This window comes from Duganella sp. SG902 (genome assembly GCF_013376005.1).
In the GTDB taxonomy this organism is placed as follows: domain Bacteria; phylum Pseudomonadota; class Gammaproteobacteria; order Burkholderiales; family Burkholderiaceae_D; genus Rugamonas.
In genome coordinates, this window is sequence record NZ_JABMJK010000002.1 from 55,056 (window position 1) to 78,646 (window position 23,591).

A 23,591-nucleotide genomic window follows, 5' to 3' on the forward strand; every position below is an offset into this window, starting at 1 on the left:
GAATCGAATCATGAGCACTCCTATCGTTGAATTGAAAGCCGTCGGCAAACACTTCCGCGCCGCCGATGGCTCCGCGCGCGCGGTGCTGGAAGGCGTGGACTTCACCCTGCGCGAAGGCGAGATCGTGGCGCTGCTCGGCCAATCCGGCTCCGGCAAATCGACCATGTTGCGCATCATGGCGGGCCTGATCCAGGCCGATGAGGGCCAGGTGCTGTATCGCGGCATGCCCCTGTATGGCACGGCGCGCGGCATCCGCATGGTGTTCCAGTCGTTCGCGCTGTTCCCTTGGCTGACGGTGCAGAAGAACGTGGAGCTGGGGCTGGAGGCGCAGGGCATGCCGCCGGAGGAGCGCGCCCGTCGCGCGGCCAAGGTGATCGACCTGATTGGCCTGTCCGGCTTCGAGGGCGCGCTGCCGCGCGAGCTGTCGGGCGGCATGCGCCAGCGCGTCGGCATCGCCCGCGCGCTGGTGATGGAGCCGGAGGTGCTGCTGATGGACGAGGCGTTTTCGGCGCTGGACGTGCTGACCGGCGAGCGTCTGCGCGAGGAGATCCTGGAGTTGTGGCAGTCCGGCCAGATCCCGACCAAGGCGATCCTGGTGGTGTCGCACAACATCGAGGAGGCGGTGATGATGGCCGACCGGGTGCTGATCTTCGCCAGCGACCCTGGCCGCGTGCGCGCCGAGCTGCCGATATCGCTGCAGCAGCCGCGCAAGGCGGAAAGCGCCGAGGTGCGCCACCTGATCGACAAGGTGTATGAGCTGATGACCGCCAGTTCGGGACGGCGCGGCGCAGGCGGCGGGGGCTTGATCAGCGAGCGTGAGGTCAAGCTGCAGCTGGGCGACCGTCTGCCGCAGGCCGACATCGCGCACATGGAGGGCATCCTGGAGCTGCTGGCCGAGGAGCCGTTCCACGGCCGCGCCGATCTGCCCAAGCTGGCCGAGGAGACCGAGCTGACCGACGCCGAACTGCTGGAGGTGCTGAACGCCTTGATCCTGCTGGGCTTCGCCTACCTGACCAACGGCGACATCTTGCTGACCGAGCTGGGTGGGCGCTATGTGAAATCGGGCGAGCGGCAGCAAATGTTCGCCCGGCAGCTGCTGGAGCATGTGCCGCTGATCGCCTACATCTGCCACGGCCTGGCGCAGGACAAGTCGGGCGATTTGCCGGAAGACCTGTTCCTCAAGCTGCTGCGCTTCACGCTCAGCGAGGAGGAGGCCGAGCGCGCGCTGCGCGTGGCCATCGAGTGGGGCCGCTACGGCGACCTGTTCGAATACAACTTCAACACCGGCGTGATCCAGCGCTCCGAGGAGGACAAACAGGACGCCAGCTAACCGTCATTCCGGCGAAAGCCGGAATCCATGCTGAGCATGCGTTCCATAGATTCCCGCCTACGCGGGAATGACGTCAGAGTTTGGCGAACACGCGGCGGGCGGCGGCGATGGTTTCGTCGATGACGTCGTCGCTGTGCTGCGCCGAAACGAATCCCGCCTCGAACGCCGCCGGCGCGAAATACACGCCTTCATCCAGCATGGCATGGAAGAAGACGTTGAAGCGCTCGCGGTTCCCCGCCATCATCTCGGCGTAGTTGTTCGGCGGCGTCTCGCTGAAGTACAGACCGAACATGCCGCCCACCGCATCGGCGCAGAACGGAATGCCGGCTTCCTTGGCCGCCGCCGTCAGCCCGTCCGCCAGGCGTCTGGCCGATGCGGCCAACTTGTCGTAGAAGCCCGGCTGCTGGATCAGCTTCAACGTAGTCATGCCGGCCGCCACCGCCACCGGATTGCCCGACAGCGTGCCAGCCTGATACACCGCGCCCACCGGCGACATCTTGCTCATCAACGCCGTGCTGCCGCCGAACGCCGCCACCGGCAGGCCGCCGCCTATCACCTTGCCCAGCGCCGTCAGATCCGGCCTGATGCCATACAGCTCCTGCGCGCCGCCCAGCGCCACGCGGAAGCCGCACATCACCTCATCGAAGATCAGCAACGCGCCGTGTTGGGTGCACAGGTCGCGCAGCGCCTGCAGGAACTCGCGCGTGCCCTTGATCAGGTTCATATTGCCGGCCACCGGCTCCACGATCACGCAGGCGATCTCGCTGCCGAAGTTGGCGAAGGCCTCTTCGATCTGCGCCACGTTGTTATAGTCCAGCACCAGCGTGTGCTTGACGAAGTCCTCCGGCACGCCGGCCGACGTCGGATTGCCGAAGGTGAGCAGGCCGCTGCCCGCCTTCACCAGCAGCGAGTCGGCGTGGCCGTGATAGCAGCCTTCGAACTTGACGATCTTGTCACGGCCGGTGGCGCCGCGCGCCAGGCGCAGGGCGCTCATGGTGGCCTCGGTGCCGGACGATACCAGGCGCACCTGCTCCAGCGACGGCACCAGCTTGACGATTTCCTCCGCCATCTCGATCTCGCCCTCGGTCGGCGCGCCGAACGACAGGCCGCGCGCGGCCGCTTCCTGCACCGCCTTCACCACTTCCGGATGCGCGTGGCCGACGATCGCCGGCCCCCAGGAGCCGATGTAGTCGATGTAGCGCTTGCCGTCCGCGTCCCAGAAGTACGGGCCTTCGGCGCGGGTGATGAAGCGCGGCGTGCCGCCCACCGAACGGAAGGCGCGCACCGGCGAGTTGACGCCGCCCGGGGTGGTTTTCTGGGCGCGTTCGAACAGCTGGTCGTTCTTGGAAGTAGTCATGATGGCATCTTCAGTATTTTTATTGCATGTCCTGTGCGGACTGCAGATGGAAAAATCGGTTCGGCACGAACTTGCCCATGCCGTAGCGCTGCGCATGCGCCAGCGCGCCGACAGTGTACTCCTGCGCCGCCGCCACCGCCTCAGGCACGTCGGCGCCGCGCGCCATGAAGGCCGTCAGCGCCGCCGACAGGGTGTTGCCGGCGCCGATGAACGGCCCGGCCAGATGCTGCCAGGCGTCGTGGCTGATGACGCCATCGGCCCCATACAGGGTGTTGGCCAGCGCGCCGCTGGACGAGGCGGTGCCGGTCACCAACACGAATTCGCAGCCCAGGGCCAGCAGATGCTCGACGTCCGATTGCAGCATGTCCTCGCCCTCGCTGCCGTCGCCGCTCTCGCGCCAGGTCTCGGCCATGCGGCCCAGCTCCACCTGCGACAGCATCAGCAGCGTGGCCTGCGGCACCAGCAGCTGGCGGATCGCGGTCATCAGCTCCTCGGCATCGTCATCAGGCAGCGCCGGCAGGCGGGAGCTGAAGGGATCGAGGATCAGCGGCGCGTCCGGGTAGTCGGACAGGATCTCGGCCACCGCCGCCACCTGCTCAAGGTTGGTGATGGCGCCGACCTTGAAGGCGGCCATGGTCATGTCTTCCAGGATCACGCGGGCCTGGTCGGCCACCCAGTCAGGGTCGATGTCCTGCAGGTCTTCGACGCGGGCGCTGTCGCTGATCAGCAACGCGGTGGTGACGGCCAGTCCGGTACAGGAGAGGGCCGAAAAAGCCGCCAGGTCGGCCTGGACGCCGGTGGCGCCAGCCGGATCGGCAGCGCCGAAGCTCAATATAAGTGGAGAAGTTTGGTTTTGCACGGCGGGTAGATTAAGATACCTAATTCGGCATTTTACTAGATTGAGGGTGGCAAAACGTGAGTAGCAACGAAACAACGCAGGAGTTCCAGACCTGGATGTGCCTGATCTGCGGCTGGATTTACGATGAAGAAGCCGGTTTGCCGGACGAAGGCATCGCTCCGGGCACGCGCTGGGCCGACGTCCCGATGAACTGGAGCTGCCCGGAATGCGGCGCCCGCAAGGACGATTTCGAGATGGTAGCGATTTAAATCAGGCGCCAAACCGGCCAGCGACTATGACGACAACTGCTCTGAAAATCATGGTGATCGACGACAGCAGCACCATACGTCGCTCGGCCGAGATCTTTTTGTCGCAGGCCGGCTACCAGGTGGTGCTGGCCGAAGACGGCTTCGACGCCCTCGCCAAGATCAACGACCACCATCCGGCGCTGATCTTCTGCGACATCCTGATGCCGCGCCTGGACGGCTATCAAACCTGCGCCCTGATCAAAAAAAGCGCAAAATTCCATGCCACGCCGGTGTTGATGCTGTCCTCCAAGGACGGTCTGTTCGACCGCGCACGTGGCGGCATGGTGGGCGCCGTTGCCTATCTGACCAAACCTTTTACCAAGGACAGCCTGCTGGCCGCCGTTCGCGAGCACACCGGCGGCGCTGTCGCCACACCAGAATAAGCGAGCCGCAGGGGGAAATATGGCCATACAAAGAATTCTCATCGTCGACGATTCGGCCACGGAGCGCTACTATCTGAGCGACATCCTGACCCGCGGCGGCTACAGCGTGTCGGTGGCCGAAAGCGGCGAGGAGGCGCTGGTCAAGCTCAAGGAGAGCAAGCCGGAACTGATCCTGATGGATGTGGTGATGCCGGGCGCGAACGGCTTCCAGGTCACGCGCTCGATCGCCCGCGACCCGGAGCTGAAGGACGTCCCGATCATCATCTGCTCCAGCAAGAGCCAGGAGACCGACCGTATCTGGGCGCTGCGCCAGGGCGCCAGGGATTACCTGGTCAAGCCGGTGGATCCGGCCGAACTGCTGGCCAAGATCGCGGCCCTCGGCTGATGAGCGGCACGGCGCCCACCGAACGCCGCAGCCGCCTGCGCCAGTATCAGGTGCAGCTGCTGGAGCGCATGCAGGCCGCCAAGAGCGGCGCCACCGAGAGCGGGCGTGAGCTGGGCGTGTTGATCGGCGGGCGTCCGTGCCTGCTGGACCTGACCCAGATCAGCGAGATCGTGCCGCCGCAGCCGGTCACGCCGGTGCCGCTGACGCACGACTGGTATCTGGGGCTGGCCAATATCCGCGGCCACCTGACCGGCGTCATCGACCTGGCGCGCTACCGCCAGCAGGCGCCCGGCGACGCCGCGCCGTCCGAGCGCCGCCTGATCACCTTCGCGCCGGGTCTGGGCTTTAACTGCGCGCTGCGGGTCGAGCGTGTGCTGGGTCTGCGCAAGCTGGCCGGCATGGAGGCCGTGGCGGGCGACGAATTCCGCGACGGCGAAGGACAATCATGGCTGCGCCTCGACCTGGCGCAGCTGGTGCGGGAACCCCGTTTCGTGCAGGTAGGGCTGGTATAGCAAACACTTAATCCGGAGAGGGTGTATGGCTTTTAAGATTTTCTCGCGCGGCAGCCGGAATGCCGCACCAGACGCGGCGTCCAATTCAGAGTTTGGCGACTCGCAGTTTCTGGGCGCCGCCGAAGGCACGCCCGCCGCCGCGTCATCGCCCGCCGTCGCCGATGATGCCGATGCCGCCCCGCTGCGCCTGCGCGACGCGCTGGGCGGCCGTCGCGCCGGCGCCGATGCCGCCGATGCCGGCCCCGGTTTCAAACTGCCCCTGATCGGCCATTTGCCGCCGCAGCGCCAACTGAGCGTGTTGTCGACCGCGCTGGCGGTCAGCATCGGCATGAGCGTGGTGTTCGTGGCGATGAATAACATCCACAGCGCCAACCGCTCGGCCCAAACCCAGGTGGCCAGCGACGCGCTGATGCACTCGCAGCGCATCGGCAAGGCCGCGCCCAACGCGGTGCAGGGCAGCGCCGAGGGCTTCCGCCAGCTGGAGGAAAGCCGCAAGGAACTCAATAACGACATCAAGCTGATGACCAGCGGCGGCCAGTATCAGGGCCGCGCGATTGGCGAGCCGCCGTCGGACATCGCCACCGTGGTGGCGGCGGCGCGCAAGCAGTGGAGCGCGACCGACCTCGCGGCCGGCACCATCCTGCAGCTGAAGGCGGACCTGAGCGGCATGGACAAGACGCTGCAAAAGCTGAACGAGATGTCGCCCGACCTGCTGGTCCGCACCGAGGACATCATCGGCCTGAAGGTGCAGCGCGGCGCCCCGGCGCGCGAGATCGCGGCGCTCGGCAAGCTCACCATGCTGACCCAGCGCATGAACCGCAGCGCCGGCGAATTCCTCACGGCCGGCGGCATCAGCGCGGACACGGCCTTCCAGCTGGGGCGCGACACCACCGTGTTCCGCAACACCCTCGACGGCTTCCTCAATGGCAGCCCGCAGCAAGGCCTGGCCGCCGTGCGCGAGCCGGACCTGCGCGCCAAGTTCACCGAGCTGCAGGCAGCGTTCGAGGCCTATCAGAAGCTGGTGGCGATGGTGCTGGAGCGGCTGGACAAATTCCACGCCGCCAAGGCCGCCGAGCAGCTGATCTTCAACGACAACGAGGCGCTGCGCCAGCGCCTGACCGTGCTGCAGCAGGCTTACCGTGAGAATCAGGATTCGCTCGACATCACGTTCTGGCTGATGGTGGTGGGCGGCATGCTGACGCTGATGACGGCGGCCGCCATCGGCCGCGTGCTGCTGATGGATTCGCACAACCGCACGCGCGGCGCGGAACGCCGCCGCCAGGAGGCGGACGCGATGCGCCAGCAGGCGCAGAAGAAGGAAGAGGAAGCCAAGGCGATGAACGATCAGAATCAGGCCGCGATCCTGCGCCTGATGAACGAGCTGCAGGAAGTGGCGGACGGCGACCTGACCGTGCAGGCCACGGTGTCCGAGGACATCACCGGCGCGATCGCCGATTCGGTCAATTACACGGTGGAGGAGCTGCGCGGCCTGGTGGGCCGGGTGACGGTGACGGCGGAGCAGGTGACCAAGGCGTCCACCCACGCGCAAAGCATTTCCAGCGACCTGCTGCAGGCGTCGCAGCAGCAGTCGCGCGAAATCCAGGACGCGTCGGCCACGGTGGTGAAGATGGCCAACGAGATTACCGACGTGTCTCGCTCGGCCAGCGAGTCGGCCGACGTGGCGCTGCAATCGGTGGCGGCGGCGCGGCAAGGCTCGACGGCGGTGGAAAACGCAATCAAGGGCATGCACGAGATCCGGGAGCAGATTCAGGACACCTCCAAGCGTATCAAGCGGCTGGGCGAGTCGTCGCAGGAGATCGGCGAGATCACCGAGCTGATTTCGGATATTACCGAGCAGACCAACGTGCTGGCGCTGAACGCGGCGATCCAGGCCGCGTCGGCCGGCGAGGCGGGGCGCGGCTTCTCGGTGGTGGCGGAGGAGGTGCAGCGGCTGGCGGAGCGTTCGGCCGAGGCGGCCAAGCAGATCGGCGCGCTGGTGCGCGCGATTCAGACCGACACGCACGATGCGGTGGCGGCGATGGAGAAGTCGACCCAGGGCGTGGTGGAAGGCGCGCGCCTGTCCGATGCGGCGGGAGCGGCGCTGCACGATATTTCGCAGGTGTCCAATCGCCTGGCCGAGCTGATTTCCGGGATCGCGCAGGCGACCGGGCAGCAGGCCACGTCCGCGTCCGGCGTGGCGCAGAACATTCAGCATATCCTGGCGGTGACGGAGCAGACGCAGGACGGTACGCAGCAAACCGCGCAATCGATTCACAAGTTATCGGTGCTGGCGCAGGAGTTGAAGAACTCCGTGGCGCGCTTCCGCATAACTTAATGAAAGGCCCAGACCAGCATGAGCAAGACTGATTTTTCGATTCCACGGCAACCGCAATTGGACACCGGGCCCCTGTCGTGGGTGATGGTGGAGATCCGCGAGTCGCTGGCACGTTCGCGCACCGCCTTGTTCGAGGCGGGCGGACGGGAGCCGGAAGATCAGGCCACCCAGCTGCAGCATGCCAAATCGCATTTGCATCAGGCGCATGGGGCGTTGCAGATGGTGGACGTGGATGGCGTCAGCCTGATGACCGAGGTGGCCGAGGCGGCGCTGGACCGCTTCAAGGCCGGCACGCTGAAATGCAGCACCGATCATGCGCAGGCGGTGGCGCAGCTGTATCAGGCCTTGGTGGAGTATCTGGAGGAGCTGCTGGAAGGCGCGCCGTCGCAGCCGGCCAAGCTGTTCCCGTACTATCGCGCGGTGCAGGAGATGATGGGCGCGGAGCGCGTCCATCCGGCCGATTTGTTCTATCCTGATTTGTCGCAGCCAGTGAGCCTGCCGCTGGCCGCCAGCGCCGCCGATGGCGAGGGCGCGCCGGACTACGCCGCGTTCCGCCAGCGCTTCGAGCGCGCGTTGCTGCCTTACATGAAGGGCACCGGCGATGCCGGCGCGCTGTTGGAGGCCATCAGGCTGGTGGCCGACGCGCAGCGGGACGGGCAGGCGCGTGCCTTCTGGCTGGCGATGCAAGCCTTCGCCGAACTGGTGGCCGGGGGCGCGCTGCCCGGCGGCCTGTACGTCAAGCAGCTGTTTGGCTTGATCAACCTGCAAATCCGCCGCCTGAGCCAGGGCACGGCCGCGCAGCCGGAAACCATGCTGCGCGACGCACTGTTCTTCATCGCCACCGCCGGCACGGAATCCGACTCGCCCATCGTTCAGCAGGTACGCGCCGCCTATGCGCTGGATGGCCTGGCGCCGGCCGACTATGAAACCCGCCGCTACGGCCAGATCGACACCGAGGCGCTGGAGCGCGCCAAGGCCGGCATCGCGCAGGCCAAGGCCAACTGGGATCGTCTGGCCAACGCCGAAATCGATCCCGATCTGGATGCCGCGTTCGACACCGCGCTGCAGGACGTCGCCGCCGAATGCGAGAAACTGAATCTGCCGGCGCTCGGCGCCTTGCTGCGCCAGCTGGCCGACGTCGCGCGCAAGGCGGTTTCCGCCGGCCGCAGCGAGGAGCTGGCGCTGGAGATGGCCACCGCCTTGCTGTTTGCCGAACATGGTCTGCAACACATCCGCCATCTGCCGGACGATTTCGCCGCGCATGCGGACACCATCGGCGCGCGCTTGCTGGCGCTGGTCGCCGGCGAAACGCCGCCCGAACCGGCGCAATGGCAAAGCGGCCTGGCGCACCAGATGCAGCAGGACGATACGGTGGTCGCGCTGGCGATGGAGATGAAAACCGGCTTGCGCCAGGTCGAGAAGGTATTGGACGACTACTACGCCGATCCCTCCAGGCGTCCGTCGCTGCTGGAGCTGGACCCGGTGCTGCATCAGCTGCAAGGCGCGCTGGCGGTGCTGGATCAGGATGATGCGATGCACGCCGCGCGGCATGTGAAATCGGCGGTGCAGGCGCTGGCGCGCGGAGACGACGATCCGGCGCAGGAGTCGAAAGCGCTGGACGATATCGCGCAGAACGTCGGTGCGCTGGGCTTCTTTGTCGACATGCTGGCGCAGAACGCGGCCGGTGCGCGCGAGCGCTTTGCGTTCGATGCGGCGCAGGGCAGTTTCCGGTCGGTGCCGTTCAAGAAAATCGCGGAGTCCGCGTCGATACCGGTGCTGGAGGAGCAGGTGCCGGCACCGGCGCCTGTGGCCATGCCTGCCGAGGCGCCGCCCGCCGCCAGCGACGCGGCGGTGGAGGCGGAGCTGCTGGAGATCTTCATCTCCGAAGCGCGGGAAGTGCTGGCGTTTGTCGGCGAGGCCTTGCCCTTGCCTCGCACGGAAGAGAATCTGACCATGTTGCGGCGCTCCTTCCATACGCTGAAGGGCAGCGGACGCATGGTGGGCCTGAACCAGTTTGCCGACGCGGCGTATGCCATCGAGAAGGTGATGAATGTGTGGCTGGCGGAGCAGCGTCCCGCCACCGATGCGCTATATGATTTGTTGAGTGGTGCGGAGCAGGAAATGAGCGCTTGGGTGGCGGAGCTGATCGCCAACGGCGTCTCCGCCCGCAACGGCGATGCCCTGGTCGCCGCCGCCGCGCGCATGCAGGAGGGCGGCGAGCCTGATCTTGCCGCCACTCCGGCCGCGCCCGCGCCGGCCGATGCGACCACGGACGCGCCGACCGACGATATCGCCGCGCCCAGCGCGTCCGCACCGGCCTTGCCGCCGCTGGTCGCCCACGGCAACGTCATCGAATTCCCGACCATCGCGCCGCCCACGCCGCCGCGCGACGACAACGTCAAGCTTATCGGCGGCATGGAAATCCCTCTGCCGCTGTACAACATCTACCTGCACGAATCCGATGACCTGGTGCGCAAGCTGGAGCAGGATTTCGGTGAATGGCGCCACGAGCCGCGCCGCCCGGTGAATCCTGAGGCGCTGGCGGCCTCGCACACGCTGGCCGGCACCTCGGGCACGGTCGGCTTCAAGGCGCTGCGCGAACTGGCGCTGGCGCTGGAAAGCACGCTGGAGGTATTGGTGCCGCCGGCGCCGCATCTGGACCAGGTACAGCACGACCTGCTGGACTTCACCATGCAGCGCATCCGCCAGATGCTGCAGAACTTCGCCGCCGGCGAGATGCCGCCGGCGCAGCCGGAACTGATCAGCGCATTGCAGGGACTGCGCGATGAATTGGCGGTCACGCCGCCGGCGGCCAGCAATGAAATCGAGTCGCGCCTGGATGACCTGGTGGCGGAGACCATGGATGGCCTGAACGCCCCGCCGGAGGTGCAGGAATCGCCGCTGGATCAGCTGTTCCGCGAGACCTACAACGCCATCAGCGGCACCGTGCCGGAGTCGGATGCGCCGACCGCGCCACCGCTGAAGAAAAAGCCGGAAGTGCACGCCGATGATGGCATCGACGGTTTGTTCAATGCGGCCTTTGACGACGCCTTCGCGGAACCGCCACTAAAGATCGCCGCCCCGCTGGCCTCCGAGCCGCCGCGGCAGGCCGAAGCCGAGCCGCCGCAGCCGCCCGCCGCGGTCGAAGCGCCGGTCGAGGAACCCGCGCCGCAGGTCGAAGCCGTAGCCGACGCGCCGCCGCCTGCCGCCGAGCCGGAAGCGGAAGTCATTCCCCTGGCGCCCGCCGCACCGGAAATCCTGGCCGCCGCCCCGGCCATCTTCCACGACGAACTGGACGCCGACCTGCTGCCGGTCTTCCTGGAAGAAGGCGCCGACCTGCTGCCGCAAGTCGGCGAGGCCCTGCGCGCATGGCAGCACACGCCGACCGATAGCATTCACGCCCAAAGCCTGCTGCGGCTCCTGCACACCGTGAAGGGCAGCGCGCGCATGGCAGGCGCCATGCGCCTGGGCCAGCACTGCCACGAGATCGAAACCCATATCGAGAACATGGTGCACGCCGGCTCCGCCACGCCGCATGCCTTCGAAGAACTGCTGGCCCACTACGACCATGCGCTGCTGCTGTTCGAACAACTGCAAAAACCGGACGCCGCGCAGCCAGCCGCCGTGGCCGATCTTGCCGACGACGTCACCACCCTGATCGACGAGGTCCCGGCTGCGCCGGCGACGCAAGCCGCCGCGCCAACCGCCGAAGACGCGCCGGCCGGCGCCAGGTCGCCACTGGTGCGCGTGCGCGCCGACATCCTCGACCGCCTGGTCAACCAGGCCGGCGAAGTCTCGATCTCGCGCTCCAAGCTGGAAAACGAAGTCGAGACCCTGCGCTCCTCGCTGGCCGATTTCTCCGACAACCTGGCCCGTCTGCGCCGCCAGTTGCGCGAAATCGAAATGCAGGCGGAATCGCAGATCGCCTCGCGCATGGCCATCTCCAGCGACCGCGAATTCGACCCGCTCGAATTCGACCGCTTCACGCGGCTGCAGGAACTCACCCGCATGATGGCCGAAAGCGTCAACGATGTGGCCAGCTTCCACGAGAGCCTGACCCGCAGCGTCGACAACGCCCACACCGACCTGACGCAGCAAGCGCGCCTCACGCGCGACCTGCAGCGCGACCTGATGCGCGTACGCATGGTGCCCTTCGCCAGCATCTCCGAACGCCTGTTCCGCGTCGCCCGCCAAAGCGCGAAGGACGTCGACAAGCGCGTCAACCTCGACATCCGGGGCGGCGGCGTGGAGCTGGACCGCAGCGTGCTCGAACGCATGTCCGCGCCATTCGAGCACCTGCTGCGCAACGCCATCGCCCACGGCGTCGAGTCGCGCGACGGCCGCGCCGCCGCCGGCAAGAACGAAACCGGCGAACTGCTGGTGCAGGTGGCGCAGGAGGGCAACGAAGTCGTGATCGACTTCAGCGACGACGGCGGCGGCCTCGATCTGGAGCGCATCAAGGCCAAGGCCATCAGCGTCGGTTTGCTGGACGCGGATGAACAGGTCACCGACGCGCAAATCGCCGACCTGATTTTCGAACCCGGCTTCTCCACCGCCGAAGCGTTGACCGAACTGTCGGGACGCGGCGTCGGCATGGACGTGGTGCAGTCGGAAGCGCAGTCGCTGGGCGGCCGGGTCGACCTGTATTCGGTGCCGGGCAAGGGGACGCGCTTCACCATCCGCCTGCCGTTGACGCTGGCCGTCACGCAGGTGGTGCTGCTGGCCGCCGGCGGCAAGACCTACGCGCTGCCGGCCATCCTGGTCGAGCAAGTGCTGCAAATGAAGGAAGCCGCGTTGGCGGAGGCGCGCGCCGGCGGCATGCAGTACCTGCCCACGCTGCTGGGCGATGCGGCGCAGCCGCCGGCGCAACGTTCGTCGCCGGTGATGATGCTCAAGAACGGCAATGAACGCCTCGCCCTGCAAGTGGATGAAGTGCTGGGCAACCGCGAGGTGGTGATCAAGAACATCGGCCCGCAGCTGGCGCGCATGGTCGGCATCGCCGGCGCCACGGTGCTGGGGACGGGCGACATTGTGCTGATCCTGAATCCGGTGGCGCTGGCGCAGCATCTCGCCCATCACCCGGAAGTGAAAGAGCGCTACGCGCAAGCGGCGGCGGACAGTCCCGCCACGAATGTGGCAAACCCCGCGCTGGGCCGCACCATCATGGTGGTGGACGATTCGCTGACCGTGCGCCGCGTGACCCAGCGCCTGCTGGAGCGCGAAGGCTACCGCGTGCTGCTGGCCAAGGACGGCGTGGACGCGCTGGAACAGCTGCAGGAAACCCCGCCGGACTTGATGCTGGTCGATATCGAGATGCCGCGCATGGACGGTTTCGACCTCACGCGCAATGTGCGCGGCGACGAGCGCACGCGCGGCATCCCCATCATCATGATCACCTCGCGCAGCGCGGACAAGCACCGCAACGTCGCGCTGGAGCTGGGCGTGAACGCCTACTTCGGCAAGCCGTATCAGGAGGACGTGCTGCTGGAGGCGATCAGCGGCTTGCTCACGCAGGCTTCTTGACCACCTCGTAGCGCTCCAGCGTGCGCTTGCGCGCTTCGTCGTGCATGACGATTGGCGGCCAGTAGTCCGGCGCCAGCATGCGCGGCGCCAGCCACGAGGCGTGGATCTCCTTGTCGCTCAGCGCCTTCAGCTGCGGCAGGTAGCGGCGGATGAATTTGCCCTGCGCGTCAAATTTCTCCGACTGCGTGATCGGATTGAAGATGCGGAAGTAAGGCTGCGCGTCGCAGCCCGAGGACGAGGCCCACTGCCAGCCGCCGTTGTTGGACGCCAGGTCGAAGTCGTTCAGGTGCAGCGCGAAGTATGCCTCGCCGCGCCGCCAGTCGATGCCCAGGTCCTTGATCAGGAAGCAGGCCGTCACCATGCGCAGGCGGTTGTGCATATAACCGGTCTGGTTCAACTGCAGCATGGCCGCGTCCACCAGCGGGTAGCCGGTGCGGCCCTCGCACCAGGCGGCGAACAACTCGTCGGCTTCCGGCCCCGTTTCCCATTCGATCGCATCGTAGGCCGGCTTGAAGGCGCCGCCCACCACGTGCGGATTGTGATACAGGATCATGGCGTAGAACTCTCGCCAGATCAATTCCGACAGCCACACGGCCGCGCCTTCGCCGCCGGCGCCGCGCTCCTGCAAGTCCAGCACCGTGCGCACCAGGTGGCGCACCGACAGCGTGCCGAAACGGAAGTGCACCGACAGGTAGGACGGCCCCTTCACGGACGGGAAATCGCGCGCCACGTTGTAATCCGCGATGCGCGACAGGAAATCCTCAAACAGCTGCGCCGCCCCCGACATGCCGGTCGGAATCTTCAGCTCGGCCAGATTGCTCGGCTCGAAGCCCAGCTCGGCCAGCGTCGGCAGCGCCGGGGCGGGCGAGGGCGGCGGCGCCAGACGGGCCGCGTGCGGCTCGATGTGGTACGGCGCCAGCACCGAGGGATCGGCCGCCAGTTTTTTCAGCCAGGCGTTTTTATAGGGTGTGAACACCGAGAACACGCCGCCGGTCTGCGACAGCACCTCGCTCTTTTCAAAGATCACCTGATCCTTGTAGCTGTGGAACTGGCGGCCGGCCGCTTGCAGCGCGCGATCCACCGTGGCGTCACGGGCGATGGCTTGCGGTTCATAATCGTGGTTGCAGAACACCGCATCCACGCCCAGTTGCGCCGCCAGCGCCGGAATCTCGTGCGCCGGATCGCCATGGCGGACGATCAGGTGCCCGCCCAGCTGTTCCAGCTCGGCCGCCACCTCGGCAATGCTGGCGTGGATGAAGTCGACCCGGCGGTCGCGCCGCGGCAGGGTGTCCAGGATGGTGGTGTCGTAGACAAAAACACAATACACCTTTTCGCTGGACAGCAGGGCCTGGTGCAGGGCCACATGGTCGAAAACGCGCAGGTCGCGGCGCAGCCATACGAGGGAAGAAGTCAGTTTCATTCGGTCTGTGTCAATCTTGTGAGGGACGCAATCGTGGCTGTGCCCTCAATTCAGTGTAAACTACGGTTTAGACAGAGTTGCTAGCCGCGCGATACTACAGTAATTGTCAGCAGCACAGAGAGAACACGCACACAGCAGAGAGAGCAACTTGTATGAAGAAGAGCAAAATAGGCAAAACTCTACCTGTTCCCGGCCTGATGCAAGACGCCGGCGACCCCCTGGAACCAGCCGGCGCGCCGACCAGCACGCTGAATCTGGCGAATCATTTCCTTATTGCAATGCCATCCATGCAAGATCCGGTGTTCGGCGGCACGGTGGTGTATGTTTGCGAACACAATGAAAACGGCGTGCTGGGCGTGGTGATCAACAAGCCCACCGACATGACCATGCACACGCTGTTCGAGCGCATCGACCTCAAGGTCGACCACGGCCTCGAGGGCCATGACGACGAGCCCATCATGTTCGGCGGCCCGGTGCAGGACGACCGCGGCTTCGTGCTGCACACGCCGGGCCACCGTTATTCGTCCTCGCTGACGGTGACCAAGGACGTGGCCTTCACCACCTCGATCGACGTGCTGGAGGCGGTGGCGGCCGGCGAAGGGCCGCCGCGCATGCTGGTGTCGATCGGCTACTCGGGCTGGAGCCCGGGGCAGCTGGAGGAGGAAATCAGCCGCAACGGCTGGCTGACGGTGGGCGCCGATCCGGAAATCCTGTTCAACATGCCGATCGAGGAACGCTACACCGCCGCCATGCGCCTGCTGGGCATCGACCCGCTGATGCTCACCTCCGAGGCGGGCCACGCGTAAATGAGCGGTATCGACACCATTTTTGCGTTCGACTTCGGTGTGAAAAGAATCGGCGTGGCCATGGGCAACACCATGCTGCGCCAGGCGGAGCCTCTGAAAGTCATCCAGGCCGAGGACAACGCCACCCGCTTTGCCGATATCCAGAAGCTGCTCGATGAATGGAAGCCGGCCCGGCTGGTGGTCGGGCTGCCCATGCATCCGGACGGCAATGAACATGAAATGACGGCGCGGGCGCGCCGTTTTGCCAATCAACTGAACGGCCGCTTCAACCTGCCGGTGGAACTGGTCGATGAGCGCTATTCCTCGGCCGTGATTTCGGCCAAGCGCGGCGAGGTGATCGACGACCGCGCCGCCGCCATCATCTTGCAACAATACTTCGATTCCCTATGACTCTCAATCCCAACCAACTCGACGCCGAGCAGCTGTACGCCACGCTGCTGGCCGATGTGAAAGCCGGCCTGGCCGGCGTGCCGGATGTCGCCATCGTCGGCATCCACTCCGGCGGCGCCTGGATCGCCGAGCGCCTCGCGGCCGATCTCGGCCTGTCGGCCCGCTGCGGCGTGCTGGACGTGTCCTTCTACCGCGACGACTACGCCAAGAAGGGCCTGCCCGCCGAGGTCAAGCCGACGAATATCGGCTTCGAGGTGGCGGCGGCCAACATCCTGCTGGTCGACGACGTGCTGTACACCGGCCGCACCACGCGCGCCGCCATCAACGAGTTGTTCGACTACGGCCGCCCGGCGCGCATCATGCTGGCCGCGCTGGTCGACCGCGGCGAACGCCAGCTGCCGGTGGCGGCCGACTTCGTGGCCGGCCACGTCGCGGTGCCGAAGGGGCAGGCGCTGGTGCTGCAAAAGCGCGCCGACGATGGAAAATTTACGCTAACTATCGAATAAAACCATGCTTAATCCGCAACTGAACAAACACGGCGAGCTGCAGCACTTGCTGTCGATCGAGGGGCTGCCGAAGGCGATCCTCAATCACATCCTGGACACCGCGTCGTCGTTCGTCGGCATCTCCGACCGCGACGTCAAGAAAGTGCCGCTGATGCGCGGCAAATCGGTGTTCAACCTGTTTTTCGAGAACTCCACCCGCACCCGCACCACGTTTGAGATCGCCGCCAAGCGTTTGTCGGCCGACGTCATCAACCTCAACATCCAGGCCTCCTCGACCAGCAAGGGCGAATCGCTGCTGGACACCATCGACAACCTGGCGGCCATGCACGCCGATATGTTCGTGGTGCGCCACGCGCAGTCGGGCGCGCCCTACCTGATCGCCAAGCACCTGATGGAGACCAAGCAGAACCACGTGCACGTGGTGAACGCGGGCGATGGCCGCCACGCGCACCCGACCCAGGGCCTGCTGGACATGTACACCATCCGCCACTACAAGAAGGACTTCACCAACCTGCGCGTGGCCATCGTCGGCGACATCCTGCACAGCCGCGTGGCGCGCTCCGACATCCACGCGCTGACCACGCTGGGCGTGCCGGAAGTGCGCGCCATCGGCCCGCACACCCTGCTGCCGGGCGGCCTGGAGCAGATGGGCGTGCGCACCTTCACCAACATGGATGAAGGCCTGAAGGACGTCGACGTGATCATCATGCTGCGCCTGCAGAACGAACGCATGAGCGGCGCGCTGCTGCCCTCGGCCGGCGAATACTTCAAGAGCTATGGCCTGACGCCGGAGCGCCTGGCGCTGGCCAGGCCGGACGCCATCGTGATGCACCCGGGGCCGATGAACCGCGGCGTGGAAATCGATTCCGCCGTGGCGGATGGCGCGCAGGCGGTGATCCTGCCGCAGGTGACGTTTGGTATCGCCGTACGCATGGCGGTGATGAGTATCGTGGCAGGAACGCAAGCATGAAGAAGAATATTCACATTAAAAACGGCCATGTGATCGATCCGGCCAACGGCATCGACGGCCTCAACGACGTTTATCTGGCGGACGGCAAGGTGCTGGCGGTGGGCGCGGCGCCAGCCGGCTTCACGGCCGACGAAACCATCGACGCCATCGGCCTGATCGTGGCGCCCGGCTTTGTCGACCTGTCCGCGCGCCTGCGCGAGCCGGGCTTTGAATACAAGGCCACGCTGGAATCGGAAATGCAGGCCGCCGTGCAAGGCGGCGTCACCTCGCTGGTGTGCCCGCCGGACACCGATCCGGTGCTGGACGAGCCGGGCCTGGTGGAGATGCTGAAACACCGCGCGCAAAAGCTGAACCAGGCGCACGTGCACCCGCTGGGCGCGCTGACCACCGGCTTGAAAGGCCTGGCGCTGACCGAGATGTCGGCCCTGACCGAATCGGGCTGCATCGGCTTCTCGCACGCGGAACAGCCGATCGCCGACACCAACGTGCTGCTGCGCGCGCTGCAATACGCCAAGACCTTCGGCTACACCGTGTGGCTGCGTCCGCAGGACGCGCACATCGGCCGTGGCGGCGTGGCCGCTTCCGGCCCGCTGGCCTCGCGCCTTGGCCTGTCGGGCGTGCCGGTGATGTCGGAAACCATCGCCCTGCACACCATCTTCGAGCTGATGCGCGCCACCGGCGCGCGCGTGCACCTGTGCCGCATTTCGTCGGCGGCCGGCTTGGAACTGATCCGCAAGGCCAAGGCAGAGGGCTTGCCGGTCACCTGCGACGTTGGCGCCCACCACGTGCACATGACCGACGCCGATATCGGCTTCTTCGATTCTAACGCGCGCATGGACCCGCCATTCCGCAGCCAGCGCGACCGCGATGCCATCCGTCTGGGCCTGCTGGACGGCACCATCGATGCGCTGTGCTCGGACCACACGCCGGTGGATGACGATGAAAAGCTGCTGCCGTTTGGTGAGGCCTCGCCGGGCGCCACCGGCCTGGAACTGCTGCTGTCGCTGACCCTGAAGTGGGCCGAGGATTACGCCGCCACCCAGGACACAGGTTCGCAGCGCCCGCTGTCGCGCGCGCTGGCACGCATCACCTCGGAAGCGGCGCGCGTGGCGGGTCTGGATGCCGGCACGCTGTCGGTGGGCGCGGTGGCGGACGTGGTCCTGTTCGACGCCGGCGCACACTGGACGGTGGAAGCGTCGGCGCTGGCCAGCCAGGGCAAGCACACGCCGTTCCTCGGCTACAACCTGGCAGGTCAGGTGAAAACCACCATCGTGGCCGGCCACGTCGCCTACCAACGCTGAACCGCCTTGCATGAAACTGTCGACGATATTCCGCCTCGCGCGGGTGATGCTGCACGTGTTCAAGGGCATGGCGATTTGCGCCACGGTGTTTCCGTGGATTGGTCAGGAACAGCGTAACGGCCACATCCGTCGCTGGTCGACCAGGCTGCTGGCGCTGTGCAATGTGACGGTGGAGCAGGCGGCCGGCAGCGCGCCGGCGCTGGAGCATTGCGTGGTGGTGGCCAATCACGTGTCGTGGCTGGACATCTTCGTGGTGCACAGCCTGTATCCGAGCCACTTCGTGGCCAAGGCCGAGATCCGCTCGTGGCCGCTGGCGGGCTGGCTGGCGGAGAAGGCCGGCACCGTGTTCATCGCGCGCGGCAACCGGCGCGACCTGCGCCACATCTTCAAAGGGCTGGTGCACAGCCTGGAGAAGGGCGAGCGCGTGGCTTTCTTCCCGGAGGGGACCACGGCGGCGCAGGGGCAGCTGCTGCCGTTCCATGCGAATCTGTTCGAGGCGGCCATCGACGCGAAAGTGCCGGTGCAGCCGTTCGCGCTGACCTACAGGGATGCCAGCGGCGCGTCGCATCCGTCGGTGGATTTCATCGGCGAGACCAGTTTCGCGGAAAGCATCATGCTGATCCTGAACGGCCCGCCGGTGAAGGCGCGGCTGGCCATTTTGCCGCCGCTGGACAGCGTCGGCGCGCACCGGCGCGAACTGGCCGAAGCGTCGCACAAGGCGGTCGCCGCGGCGCTCGGCGTCAGCTGACACCCGTCATTCCGGCGGAAGCCGGAATCCATGCTGAGTTCGCGGTAAGGCACACGGGTTATGGATTCCGGCCTGCGCCGGAATGACTACGCCTGCTTTTTCGGCGACTGGAATTCCGGGCACTGCACCTGCAGCAGACTGCGGTCTTCCAGGCACACGGCGGACAGCTGCCCGCCCCACACGCAACCGCTATCGAGCCCGATCAGGTTCGGCTCCAGCTTCAGCCCCAGCGCCGACCAGTGGCCAAACACCACGGTCTCCTGCGCGCTACGCCGTCCCGGCACCTCAAACCACGGCATCAGCCCGGTCGATGGATCGGCGGTGCCGCTCTCCTTCATCTTGAAATCCATCACCCCATCGGCGCTGCAGAAGCGCAGGCGCGTCATGGCGTTGATAATGCAGCGCAGCCGATCGGCGCCCTGCAACTCATCCGACCACTGCGCCGGCTCATTGCCATACATCTCGGCCAGAAATTCGGCAATGCCATCGCTGCGCAGCATGGCCTGCACCTCGCCGGCCAGCGCCATCGCCTGCGCGCCGGTCCATTGCGGCAGCAGGCCGGCGTGCACCAGCACATGGCCCTGCACCTGAATGGCCAGCGGCCGCTGGCGCACCCAGTCGATCAATTCATCGCGGTCCGGCGCGTGCAGGATCTCGGCCAGCGTGTCGGACTTGTGCTCGGGGCGGATGCCATAAGCCACCGCCAGCAAATGCAGGTCATGATTGCCCAGCACGCTGTCGATCAGCCCGCCGCTGGCCATGGCCAGCTTGCGCACGTGGCGCAGGGTGGCCAGCGAATCCGGGCCGCGGTTGATCAGGTCGCCTGCGAACAGGATGGCGGGCTCGGCCGCGCCGGCGGCCGCCGCGTGCGCGCGTATGCGCTCGAGAATGGCCAGCGCCTGCTCATGGCAGCCCTGCAAATCCCCGATTACATAGGTTTTCATATGGATACTCACTTGTTCGTTGCTTTGGGGTCTGAATTACCCTGTTTTTTTGCCCTGATACGGGGCACATCACATAAAATCATGCTTACGACTAATTTGACGCTTGCTGCGGGATACTAAATGATTTTTGTAACGGGTGGTGCTGGTTTTATCGGTTCGAATTTCGTTCTGGACTGGCTGGCTCAGTCGGATGAACCGGTACTCAACTACGACAAGCTGACTTACGCCGGCAATCTCAACAACCTGGCCTCGCTGAAGCAGGATGCGCGCCATATCTTCGTGCGCGGCGACATCTGCGACCAGGCCCAGGTGCTGGCGCTGTTCCAGCAGCATAAGCCGCGCGCGGTGGTGCACTTCGCGGCGGAAAGCCACGTCGACCGTTCCATCCTCGGTCCTGGCGAATTCATCAACACCAACATCAACGGCACCTTCAGCCTGCTGGAGGCCGCGCGCGCCTATTGGTCCGGCATGCCGGACGATGAGAAGGCCGCCTTCCGCTTCCTGCACGTGTCGACCGACGAGGTGTACGGCACGCTGGGCCCGAACGATCCGCCGTTCAGCGAAACCACCGCGTTCGCGCCGAACAGCCCGTACTCGGCGTCGAAGGCGGCGTCCGACCATCTGGTGCGCTCGTACTTCCACACCTACGGCTTGCCGGTGCTGACCACCAACTGCTCCAACAACTACGGGCCGTACCACTTCCCGGAAAAACTGATCCCGCTGATCATCGCCAACGCGCAAGCGGGCAAGCCGCTGCCGATCTACGGCGACGGCCAGCAGGTGCGCGACTGGCTGTACGTCAGCGACCACTGCGCCGCCATCCGCCGCGTGCTGGAGGCGGGCCGCCTGGGCGAAACCTACAACGTCGGCGGCTGGAACGAGATGGCCAACCTGGACGTGGTGCACACCCTGTGCGACATGCTGGACCAGCTCAAGCCGAAGGCGCAAGGCAGCTACCGCGACCAGATCACCTTCGTCAAGGACCGGCCGGGCCACGACCGCCGCTACGCCATCGACGCGCGCAAGCTGGAGCGCGAGCTGGGCTGGAAGCCGGCCGAGACCTTCCAGACCGGCATCGCCAAGACCGTGCAATGGTACCTGGACAACCAGGCCTGGGTGGCGGACGTGCAGTCGGGCAGCTACGCCAAGTGGGTGGAAACCAATTACTTCAATCGCGAGGGGCAGTGATGAGCAACAAGCGTAAGGGCATCATTCTGGCGGGCGGTTCCGGCACCCGCCTGTACCCGGTGACGATGAGCGTCTCCAAGCAGCTGCTGCCGATCTACGACAAGCCGATGATCTACCACCCGCTGACGGTGCTGATGCTGGCCGGCATGACCGACATCCTGCTGATCTCGACACCGCAGGACACCCCGCGCTTCAAGGACCTGCTGGGCGACGGCAGCCAGTGGGGCATCAACATCAGCTACGCGGTGCAGCCGTCGCCGGACGGCCTGGCGCAGGCCTTCATCATCGGCAAGGAGTTCGTCGGCGATTCGCCGTCGGCGCTGATTTTGGGCGACAACATCTACTACGGCAACGACCTGGACGCGCTGCTGCGTCATGCCACCGAGCAGACCGACGGCGCCACCGTGTTCGCCTACCACGTGCAGGATCCGGAGCGCTATGGCGTGGTCGAGTTCGACGCCCAGCGCACCGCCGTGTCGATCGAGGAAAAGCCGAAGCAGCCGAAGTCGAACTACGCCGTCACCGGCCTGTATTTCTACGACAACCAGGTGTGCGACATCGCCGCCAGCATCAAGCCGTCCGCGCGCGGCGAGCTCGAGATCACCGACGTCAACAAGGTTTACCTCGACAAGGGGCAGCTGAATGTGGAAGTGATGGGGCGCGGCATGGCCTGGCTGGACACCGGCACCCACGAGTCGCTGCTGGAGGCGGGCCAGTTCATCGCCACCATCGAGAAGCGCCAGGGCCTGAAGGTGGCGTGCCCGGAGGAGATCGCCTACCGCAAGGGTTACATCAACGCCGAACAGCTGCGCAAGCTGGCCGAGCCGCTGAAGAAGAACCAGTACGGCCAGTACCTGCTGCAAATCCTGGAAGACAAGGTCGTGCCACGATGAACGTCATTACCACGCCGCTGGAAGGCTTGCTGGTGTTGGAGCCACGGGTATTCGGCGATGACCGCGGATTTTTCTTTGAAAGCTATAACGCCCAGCGCTTTGCCGAGTTGACCGGGGTGAAGGCCGAGTTCGTGCAGGATAATCATTCCCGCTCGTCCAAGGGCGTGCTGCGCGGGCTGCATTACCAGATCCAGCAGGCGCAAGGCAAGCTGGTGCGCGCCACCAGCGGTGCCGTATTTGACGTGGCGGTGGATATTCGCAAGAGCTCGGCGACTTTCGGCCAATGGTATGGCTGCGAGCTGTCGGCCGAGAACAAGCGGCAGATGTGGATACCGCCGGGCTTTGCGCATGGCTTCGTGGTCATCTCGGACACCGCCGATTTCCTGTACAAGACCACCGATTACTGGGCGCCGGCGCATGAGCGCGCCATCCTGTGGAACGACCCGGCGATCGGCATCCAGTGGCCGGCGCTGGACACTGCGCCGCTGCTGTCGGGCAAGGACCAGGCGGCGCTGCTGCTGGCGGATGCCGAGGTGTTCGCATGAAAGTGCTGCTGACTGGCGGCAGCGGCCAGGTGGGCTACGAGCTGGCGCGCAGCCTGCAGGGCGTGGGCGAGGTGGTGGCGGTGGACCGCGATGTGATGGACCTGTCGGATCTGGACCAGGTGCGGGCGGTGATCCGCCGCGTCAAGCCGCAACTGATCGTCAACCCGGCCGCCTACACGGCGGTGGACAAGGCGGAGAGCGAGCCTGAACTGGCGCACCGCATCAACGCCGAGGCGCCGGCCGTCATGGCCGAGGAGGCCAGGGCGCTGGGCGCGGCGCTGGTGCATTACTCCACCGACTACGTGTTCGACGGTTCGCAGGCGGCGCCTAGGGTCGAGGACGACCCGGTCGGCCCGCTCAACGTTTACGGCGCCAGCAAGCTGGCCGGCGAGCGGGCGATCGCGGCGGCCGGCATCCCGCACCTGATCTTCCGCACCAGCTGGGTGTACGGCATGCGCGGCAAGAACTTCCTGCTGACCATGCTGCGGCTGGCAAAAGAGCGCGACGAACTGCGGGTGGTGGCCGACCAGCACGGCGCGCCGACGTGGAGCCGCACCATTGCCGACGTCACGGCGCAGGTGTTGTCGCAGGCGCACGCGGGCGGGCGCGAGTGGTGGGTGCAGAACAGCGGCGTCTATCACCTGAGCGCGCAGGGCCAGACCACCTGGCACGCGTTCACCGAGGCCATCATCGAAGAAGCGGGCCTGTCGTGCAAAGTGCTGCCGATCACCACGGCCGACTATCCCACCCCGGCGCGCCGCCCGCAATACTCGGTGATGTCGTCCGAGCGCCTGATGGCGCGCTTCTGCCACCTGCCTGACTGGAAAGAAGCGCTCCGCCTCTGCATGCGCTAACTCCGGGGTCAGGTCCTCCATTTCTACACGAGCTCTGCCGTAGCCGAGGGCTACG

The 23,591-nt window shown here is 66.1% G+C and carries 21 protein-coding genes; 17 read left to right on the top strand and 4 right to left on the bottom strand.

Annotated elements, in window-relative coordinates:
* The first annotated feature begins 10 nt into the window (after positions 1–10).
* Positions 11–1,330 (top strand): nitrate/sulfonate/bicarbonate ABC transporter ATP-binding protein, encoded by a 1,320-nt coding sequence (locus FHW83_RS03735; protein ID WP_176645029.1) that lies wholly within the window; start codon positions 11–13, stop codon positions 1,328–1,330.
* Between the two features lie 73 nt (positions 1,331–1,403).
* Here the strand turns inward: FHW83_RS03735 and hemL are convergent, their stop codons facing one another.
* Together hemL and FHW83_RS03745 are read right to left on the bottom strand one after the other, a co-directional pair.
* Positions 1,404–2,687, bottom strand: a complete 1,284-nt coding sequence (gene hemL, locus FHW83_RS03740) for a glutamate-1-semialdehyde 2,1-aminomutase (RefSeq protein WP_176645030.1) — start codon at positions 2,685–2,687, stop codon at positions 1,404–1,406.
* A gap of 19 nt (positions 2,688–2,706) precedes the next feature.
* Positions 2,707–3,546 carry a bifunctional hydroxymethylpyrimidine kinase/phosphomethylpyrimidine kinase gene (locus FHW83_RS03745; RefSeq protein ID WP_176645031.1) on the bottom strand — a complete coding sequence of 280 codons (840 nt, stop codon included), beginning with the start codon at positions 3,544–3,546 and terminating at the stop codon, positions 2,707–2,709.
* Between the two features lie 95 nt (positions 3,547–3,641).
* On the opposite strand from FHW83_RS03745, the gene FHW83_RS03750 reads away from it, so the two are divergent.
* The 6 genes from FHW83_RS03750 to FHW83_RS03775 are packed head-to-tail and all read left to right on the top strand — an operon-like array spanning position 3,642 to position 12,971.
* The gene (locus FHW83_RS03750; RefSeq protein WP_092275808.1) at positions 3,642–3,794 is read left to right on the top strand and encodes a rubredoxin; all 153 of its coding nucleotides are present in this window, start codon (positions 3,642–3,644) and stop codon (positions 3,792–3,794) included.
* A gap of 26 nt (positions 3,795–3,820) precedes the next feature.
* Positions 3,821–4,216 carry a PleD family two-component system response regulator gene (locus FHW83_RS03755; RefSeq protein WP_176645032.1) on the top strand — a complete coding sequence of 132 codons (396 nt, stop codon included), beginning with the start codon at positions 3,821–3,823 and terminating at the stop codon, positions 4,214–4,216.
* A 19-nt stretch (positions 4,217–4,235) separates the two neighbouring features.
* Entirely contained in the window at positions 4,236–4,601 is a 366-nt protein-coding gene (locus FHW83_RS03760; protein ID WP_176645033.1) for a response regulator transcription factor, read from the top strand.
* Complete coding sequence (locus FHW83_RS03765; RefSeq protein ID WP_176645034.1) at positions 4,601–5,113, top strand: chemotaxis protein CheW; 513 nt, start codon at positions 4,601–4,603, stop codon at positions 5,111–5,113. Before FHW83_RS03760 ends, FHW83_RS03765 begins: the two co-directional genes overlap by 1 nt.
* A 25-nt stretch (positions 5,114–5,138) precedes the next feature.
* On the top strand, positions 5,139–7,448 hold the full coding sequence (locus tag FHW83_RS03770) for a methyl-accepting chemotaxis protein (protein WP_176645035.1): 2,310 nt from the start codon (positions 5,139–5,141) through the stop codon (positions 7,446–7,448).
* A gap of 18 nt (positions 7,449–7,466) precedes the next feature.
* Complete coding sequence (locus FHW83_RS03775) at positions 7,467–12,971, top strand: Hpt domain-containing protein (RefSeq protein WP_176645036.1); 5,505 nt, start codon at positions 7,467–7,469, stop codon at positions 12,969–12,971.
* Here the strand turns inward: FHW83_RS03775 and FHW83_RS03780 are convergent.
* Positions 12,955–14,391 (bottom strand): deoxyribodipyrimidine photo-lyase, encoded by a 1,437-nt coding sequence (locus FHW83_RS03780; protein WP_176645037.1) that lies wholly within the window; start codon positions 14,389–14,391, stop codon positions 12,955–12,957. The two genes, FHW83_RS03775 and FHW83_RS03780, sit on opposite strands and share 17 nt — an antisense overlap.
* A gap of 152 nt (positions 14,392–14,543) precedes the next feature.
* Here FHW83_RS03780 and FHW83_RS03785 point away from each other — a divergent pair, with 152 nt between their 5' ends.
* The 6 genes from FHW83_RS03785 to FHW83_RS03810 are packed head-to-tail and all read left to right on the top strand — an operon-like array spanning position 14,544 to position 19,112.
* Positions 14,544–15,197, top strand: coding sequence for a YqgE/AlgH family protein (locus tag FHW83_RS03785; RefSeq protein WP_176645038.1), 654 nt, complete (start codon positions 14,544–14,546; stop codon positions 15,195–15,197).
* Positions 15,198–15,587, top strand: a complete 390-nt coding sequence (ruvX, locus tag FHW83_RS03790) for a Holliday junction resolvase RuvX (protein ID WP_176645039.1) — start codon at positions 15,198–15,200, stop codon at positions 15,585–15,587.
* Entirely contained in the window at positions 15,584–16,093 is a 510-nt protein-coding gene (gene pyrR, locus FHW83_RS03795) for a bifunctional pyr operon transcriptional regulator/uracil phosphoribosyltransferase PyrR (RefSeq protein WP_176645040.1), read from the top strand. Before ruvX ends, pyrR begins: the two co-directional genes overlap by 4 nt.
* Before the next feature lie 4 nt (positions 16,094–16,097).
* Positions 16,098–17,063 carry an aspartate carbamoyltransferase catalytic subunit gene (locus FHW83_RS03800; protein ID WP_176645041.1) on the top strand — a complete coding sequence of 322 codons (966 nt, stop codon included), beginning with the start codon at positions 16,098–16,100 and terminating at the stop codon, positions 17,061–17,063.
* The gene (locus FHW83_RS03805) at positions 17,060–18,364 is read left to right on the top strand and encodes a dihydroorotase (RefSeq protein WP_176645042.1); all 1,305 of its coding nucleotides are present in this window, start codon (positions 17,060–17,062) and stop codon (positions 18,362–18,364) included. The genes FHW83_RS03800 and FHW83_RS03805 overlap by 4 nt, the downstream gene beginning before the upstream one ends.
* A gap of 10 nt (positions 18,365–18,374) precedes the next feature.
* Positions 18,375–19,112 carry a 1-acyl-sn-glycerol-3-phosphate acyltransferase gene (locus FHW83_RS03810; protein WP_176645043.1) on the top strand — a complete coding sequence of 246 codons (738 nt, stop codon included), beginning with the start codon at positions 18,375–18,377 and terminating at the stop codon, positions 19,110–19,112.
* 86 nt (positions 19,113–19,198) lie between these two features.
* On the opposite strand, the gene FHW83_RS03815 is transcribed toward FHW83_RS03810, so the two are convergent.
* Positions 19,199–20,056, bottom strand: coding sequence for a symmetrical bis(5'-nucleosyl)-tetraphosphatase (locus FHW83_RS03815; RefSeq protein ID WP_176645044.1), 858 nt, complete (start codon positions 20,054–20,056; stop codon positions 19,199–19,201).
* Between the two features lie 120 nt (positions 20,057–20,176).
* Between FHW83_RS03815 and rfbB the strand changes: the two genes are divergently transcribed.
* From rfbB to rfbD, 4 genes are read left to right on the top strand one after another with little or no spacing between them, the layout of a single operon-like run.
* Entirely contained in the window at positions 20,177–21,244 is a 1,068-nt protein-coding gene (gene rfbB, locus FHW83_RS03820) for a dTDP-glucose 4,6-dehydratase (protein ID WP_176645045.1), read from the top strand.
* Entirely contained in the window at positions 21,244–22,137 is an 894-nt protein-coding gene (gene rfbA, locus FHW83_RS03825) for a glucose-1-phosphate thymidylyltransferase RfbA (RefSeq protein WP_176645046.1), read from the top strand. Before rfbB ends, rfbA begins: the two co-directional genes overlap by 1 nt.
* Entirely contained in the window at positions 22,134–22,682 is a 549-nt protein-coding gene (gene rfbC, locus FHW83_RS03830) for a dTDP-4-dehydrorhamnose 3,5-epimerase (protein WP_176645047.1), read from the top strand. The genes rfbA and rfbC overlap by 4 nt, the downstream gene beginning before the upstream one ends.
* Positions 22,679–23,536 (top strand): dTDP-4-dehydrorhamnose reductase, encoded by an 858-nt coding sequence (gene rfbD, locus FHW83_RS03835; RefSeq protein ID WP_176645048.1) that lies wholly within the window; start codon positions 22,679–22,681, stop codon positions 23,534–23,536. Before rfbC ends, rfbD begins: the two co-directional genes overlap by 4 nt.
* Positions 23,537–23,591: the final 55 nt, after the last annotated feature.

Excerpts from the sequence above, each read along its gene's own strand:
- FHW83_RS03735 (WP_176645029.1), top strand. The coding sequence starts at position 11 with ATGAGCACTCCTATCGTTGAATTGAAAGCCGTCGGCAAACACTTCCGC.
- hemL (WP_176645030.1), bottom strand. The coding sequence starts at position 2,687 with ATGACTACTTCCAAGAACGACCAGCTGTTCGAACGCGCCCAGAAAACC.
- FHW83_RS03750 (WP_092275808.1), top strand. The coding sequence starts at position 3,642 with ATGTGCCTGATCTGCGGCTGGATTTACGATGAAGAAGCCGGTTTGCCG.
- FHW83_RS03755 (WP_176645032.1), top strand. The coding sequence starts at position 3,821 with ATGACGACAACTGCTCTGAAAATCATGGTGATCGACGACAGCAGCACC.
- FHW83_RS03760 (WP_176645033.1), top strand. The coding sequence starts at position 4,236 with ATGGCCATACAAAGAATTCTCATCGTCGACGATTCGGCCACGGAGCGC.
- FHW83_RS03765 (WP_176645034.1), top strand. The coding sequence starts at position 4,601 with ATGAGCGGCACGGCGCCCACCGAACGCCGCAGCCGCCTGCGCCAGTAT.
- FHW83_RS03770 (WP_176645035.1), top strand. The coding sequence starts at position 5,139 with ATGGCTTTTAAGATTTTCTCGCGCGGCAGCCGGAATGCCGCACCAGAC.
- FHW83_RS03775 (WP_176645036.1), top strand. The coding sequence starts at position 7,467 with ATGAGCAAGACTGATTTTTCGATTCCACGGCAACCGCAATTGGACACC.
- FHW83_RS03780 (WP_176645037.1), bottom strand. The coding sequence starts at position 14,391 with ATGAAACTGACTTCTTCCCTCGTATGGCTGCGCCGCGACCTGCGCGTT.
- FHW83_RS03785 (WP_176645038.1), top strand. The coding sequence starts at position 14,544 with ATGAAGAAGAGCAAAATAGGCAAAACTCTACCTGTTCCCGGCCTGATG.
- ruvX (WP_176645039.1), top strand. The coding sequence starts at position 15,198 with ATGAGCGGTATCGACACCATTTTTGCGTTCGACTTCGGTGTGAAAAGA.
- pyrR (WP_176645040.1), top strand. The coding sequence starts at position 15,584 with ATGACTCTCAATCCCAACCAACTCGACGCCGAGCAGCTGTACGCCACG.
- FHW83_RS03800 (WP_176645041.1), top strand. The coding sequence starts at position 16,098 with ATGCTTAATCCGCAACTGAACAAACACGGCGAGCTGCAGCACTTGCTG.
- FHW83_RS03805 (WP_176645042.1), top strand. The coding sequence starts at position 17,060 with ATGAAGAAGAATATTCACATTAAAAACGGCCATGTGATCGATCCGGCC.
- FHW83_RS03810 (WP_176645043.1), top strand. The coding sequence starts at position 18,375 with ATGAAACTGTCGACGATATTCCGCCTCGCGCGGGTGATGCTGCACGTG.
- FHW83_RS03815 (WP_176645044.1), bottom strand. The coding sequence starts at position 20,056 with ATGAAAACCTATGTAATCGGGGATTTGCAGGGCTGCCATGAGCAGGCG.
- rfbB (WP_176645045.1), top strand. The coding sequence starts at position 20,177 with ATGATTTTTGTAACGGGTGGTGCTGGTTTTATCGGTTCGAATTTCGTT.
- rfbA (WP_176645046.1), top strand. The coding sequence starts at position 21,244 with ATGAGCAACAAGCGTAAGGGCATCATTCTGGCGGGCGGTTCCGGCACC.
- rfbC (WP_176645047.1), top strand. The coding sequence starts at position 22,134 with ATGAACGTCATTACCACGCCGCTGGAAGGCTTGCTGGTGTTGGAGCCA.
- rfbD (WP_176645048.1), top strand. The coding sequence starts at position 22,679 with ATGAAAGTGCTGCTGACTGGCGGCAGCGGCCAGGTGGGCTACGAGCTG.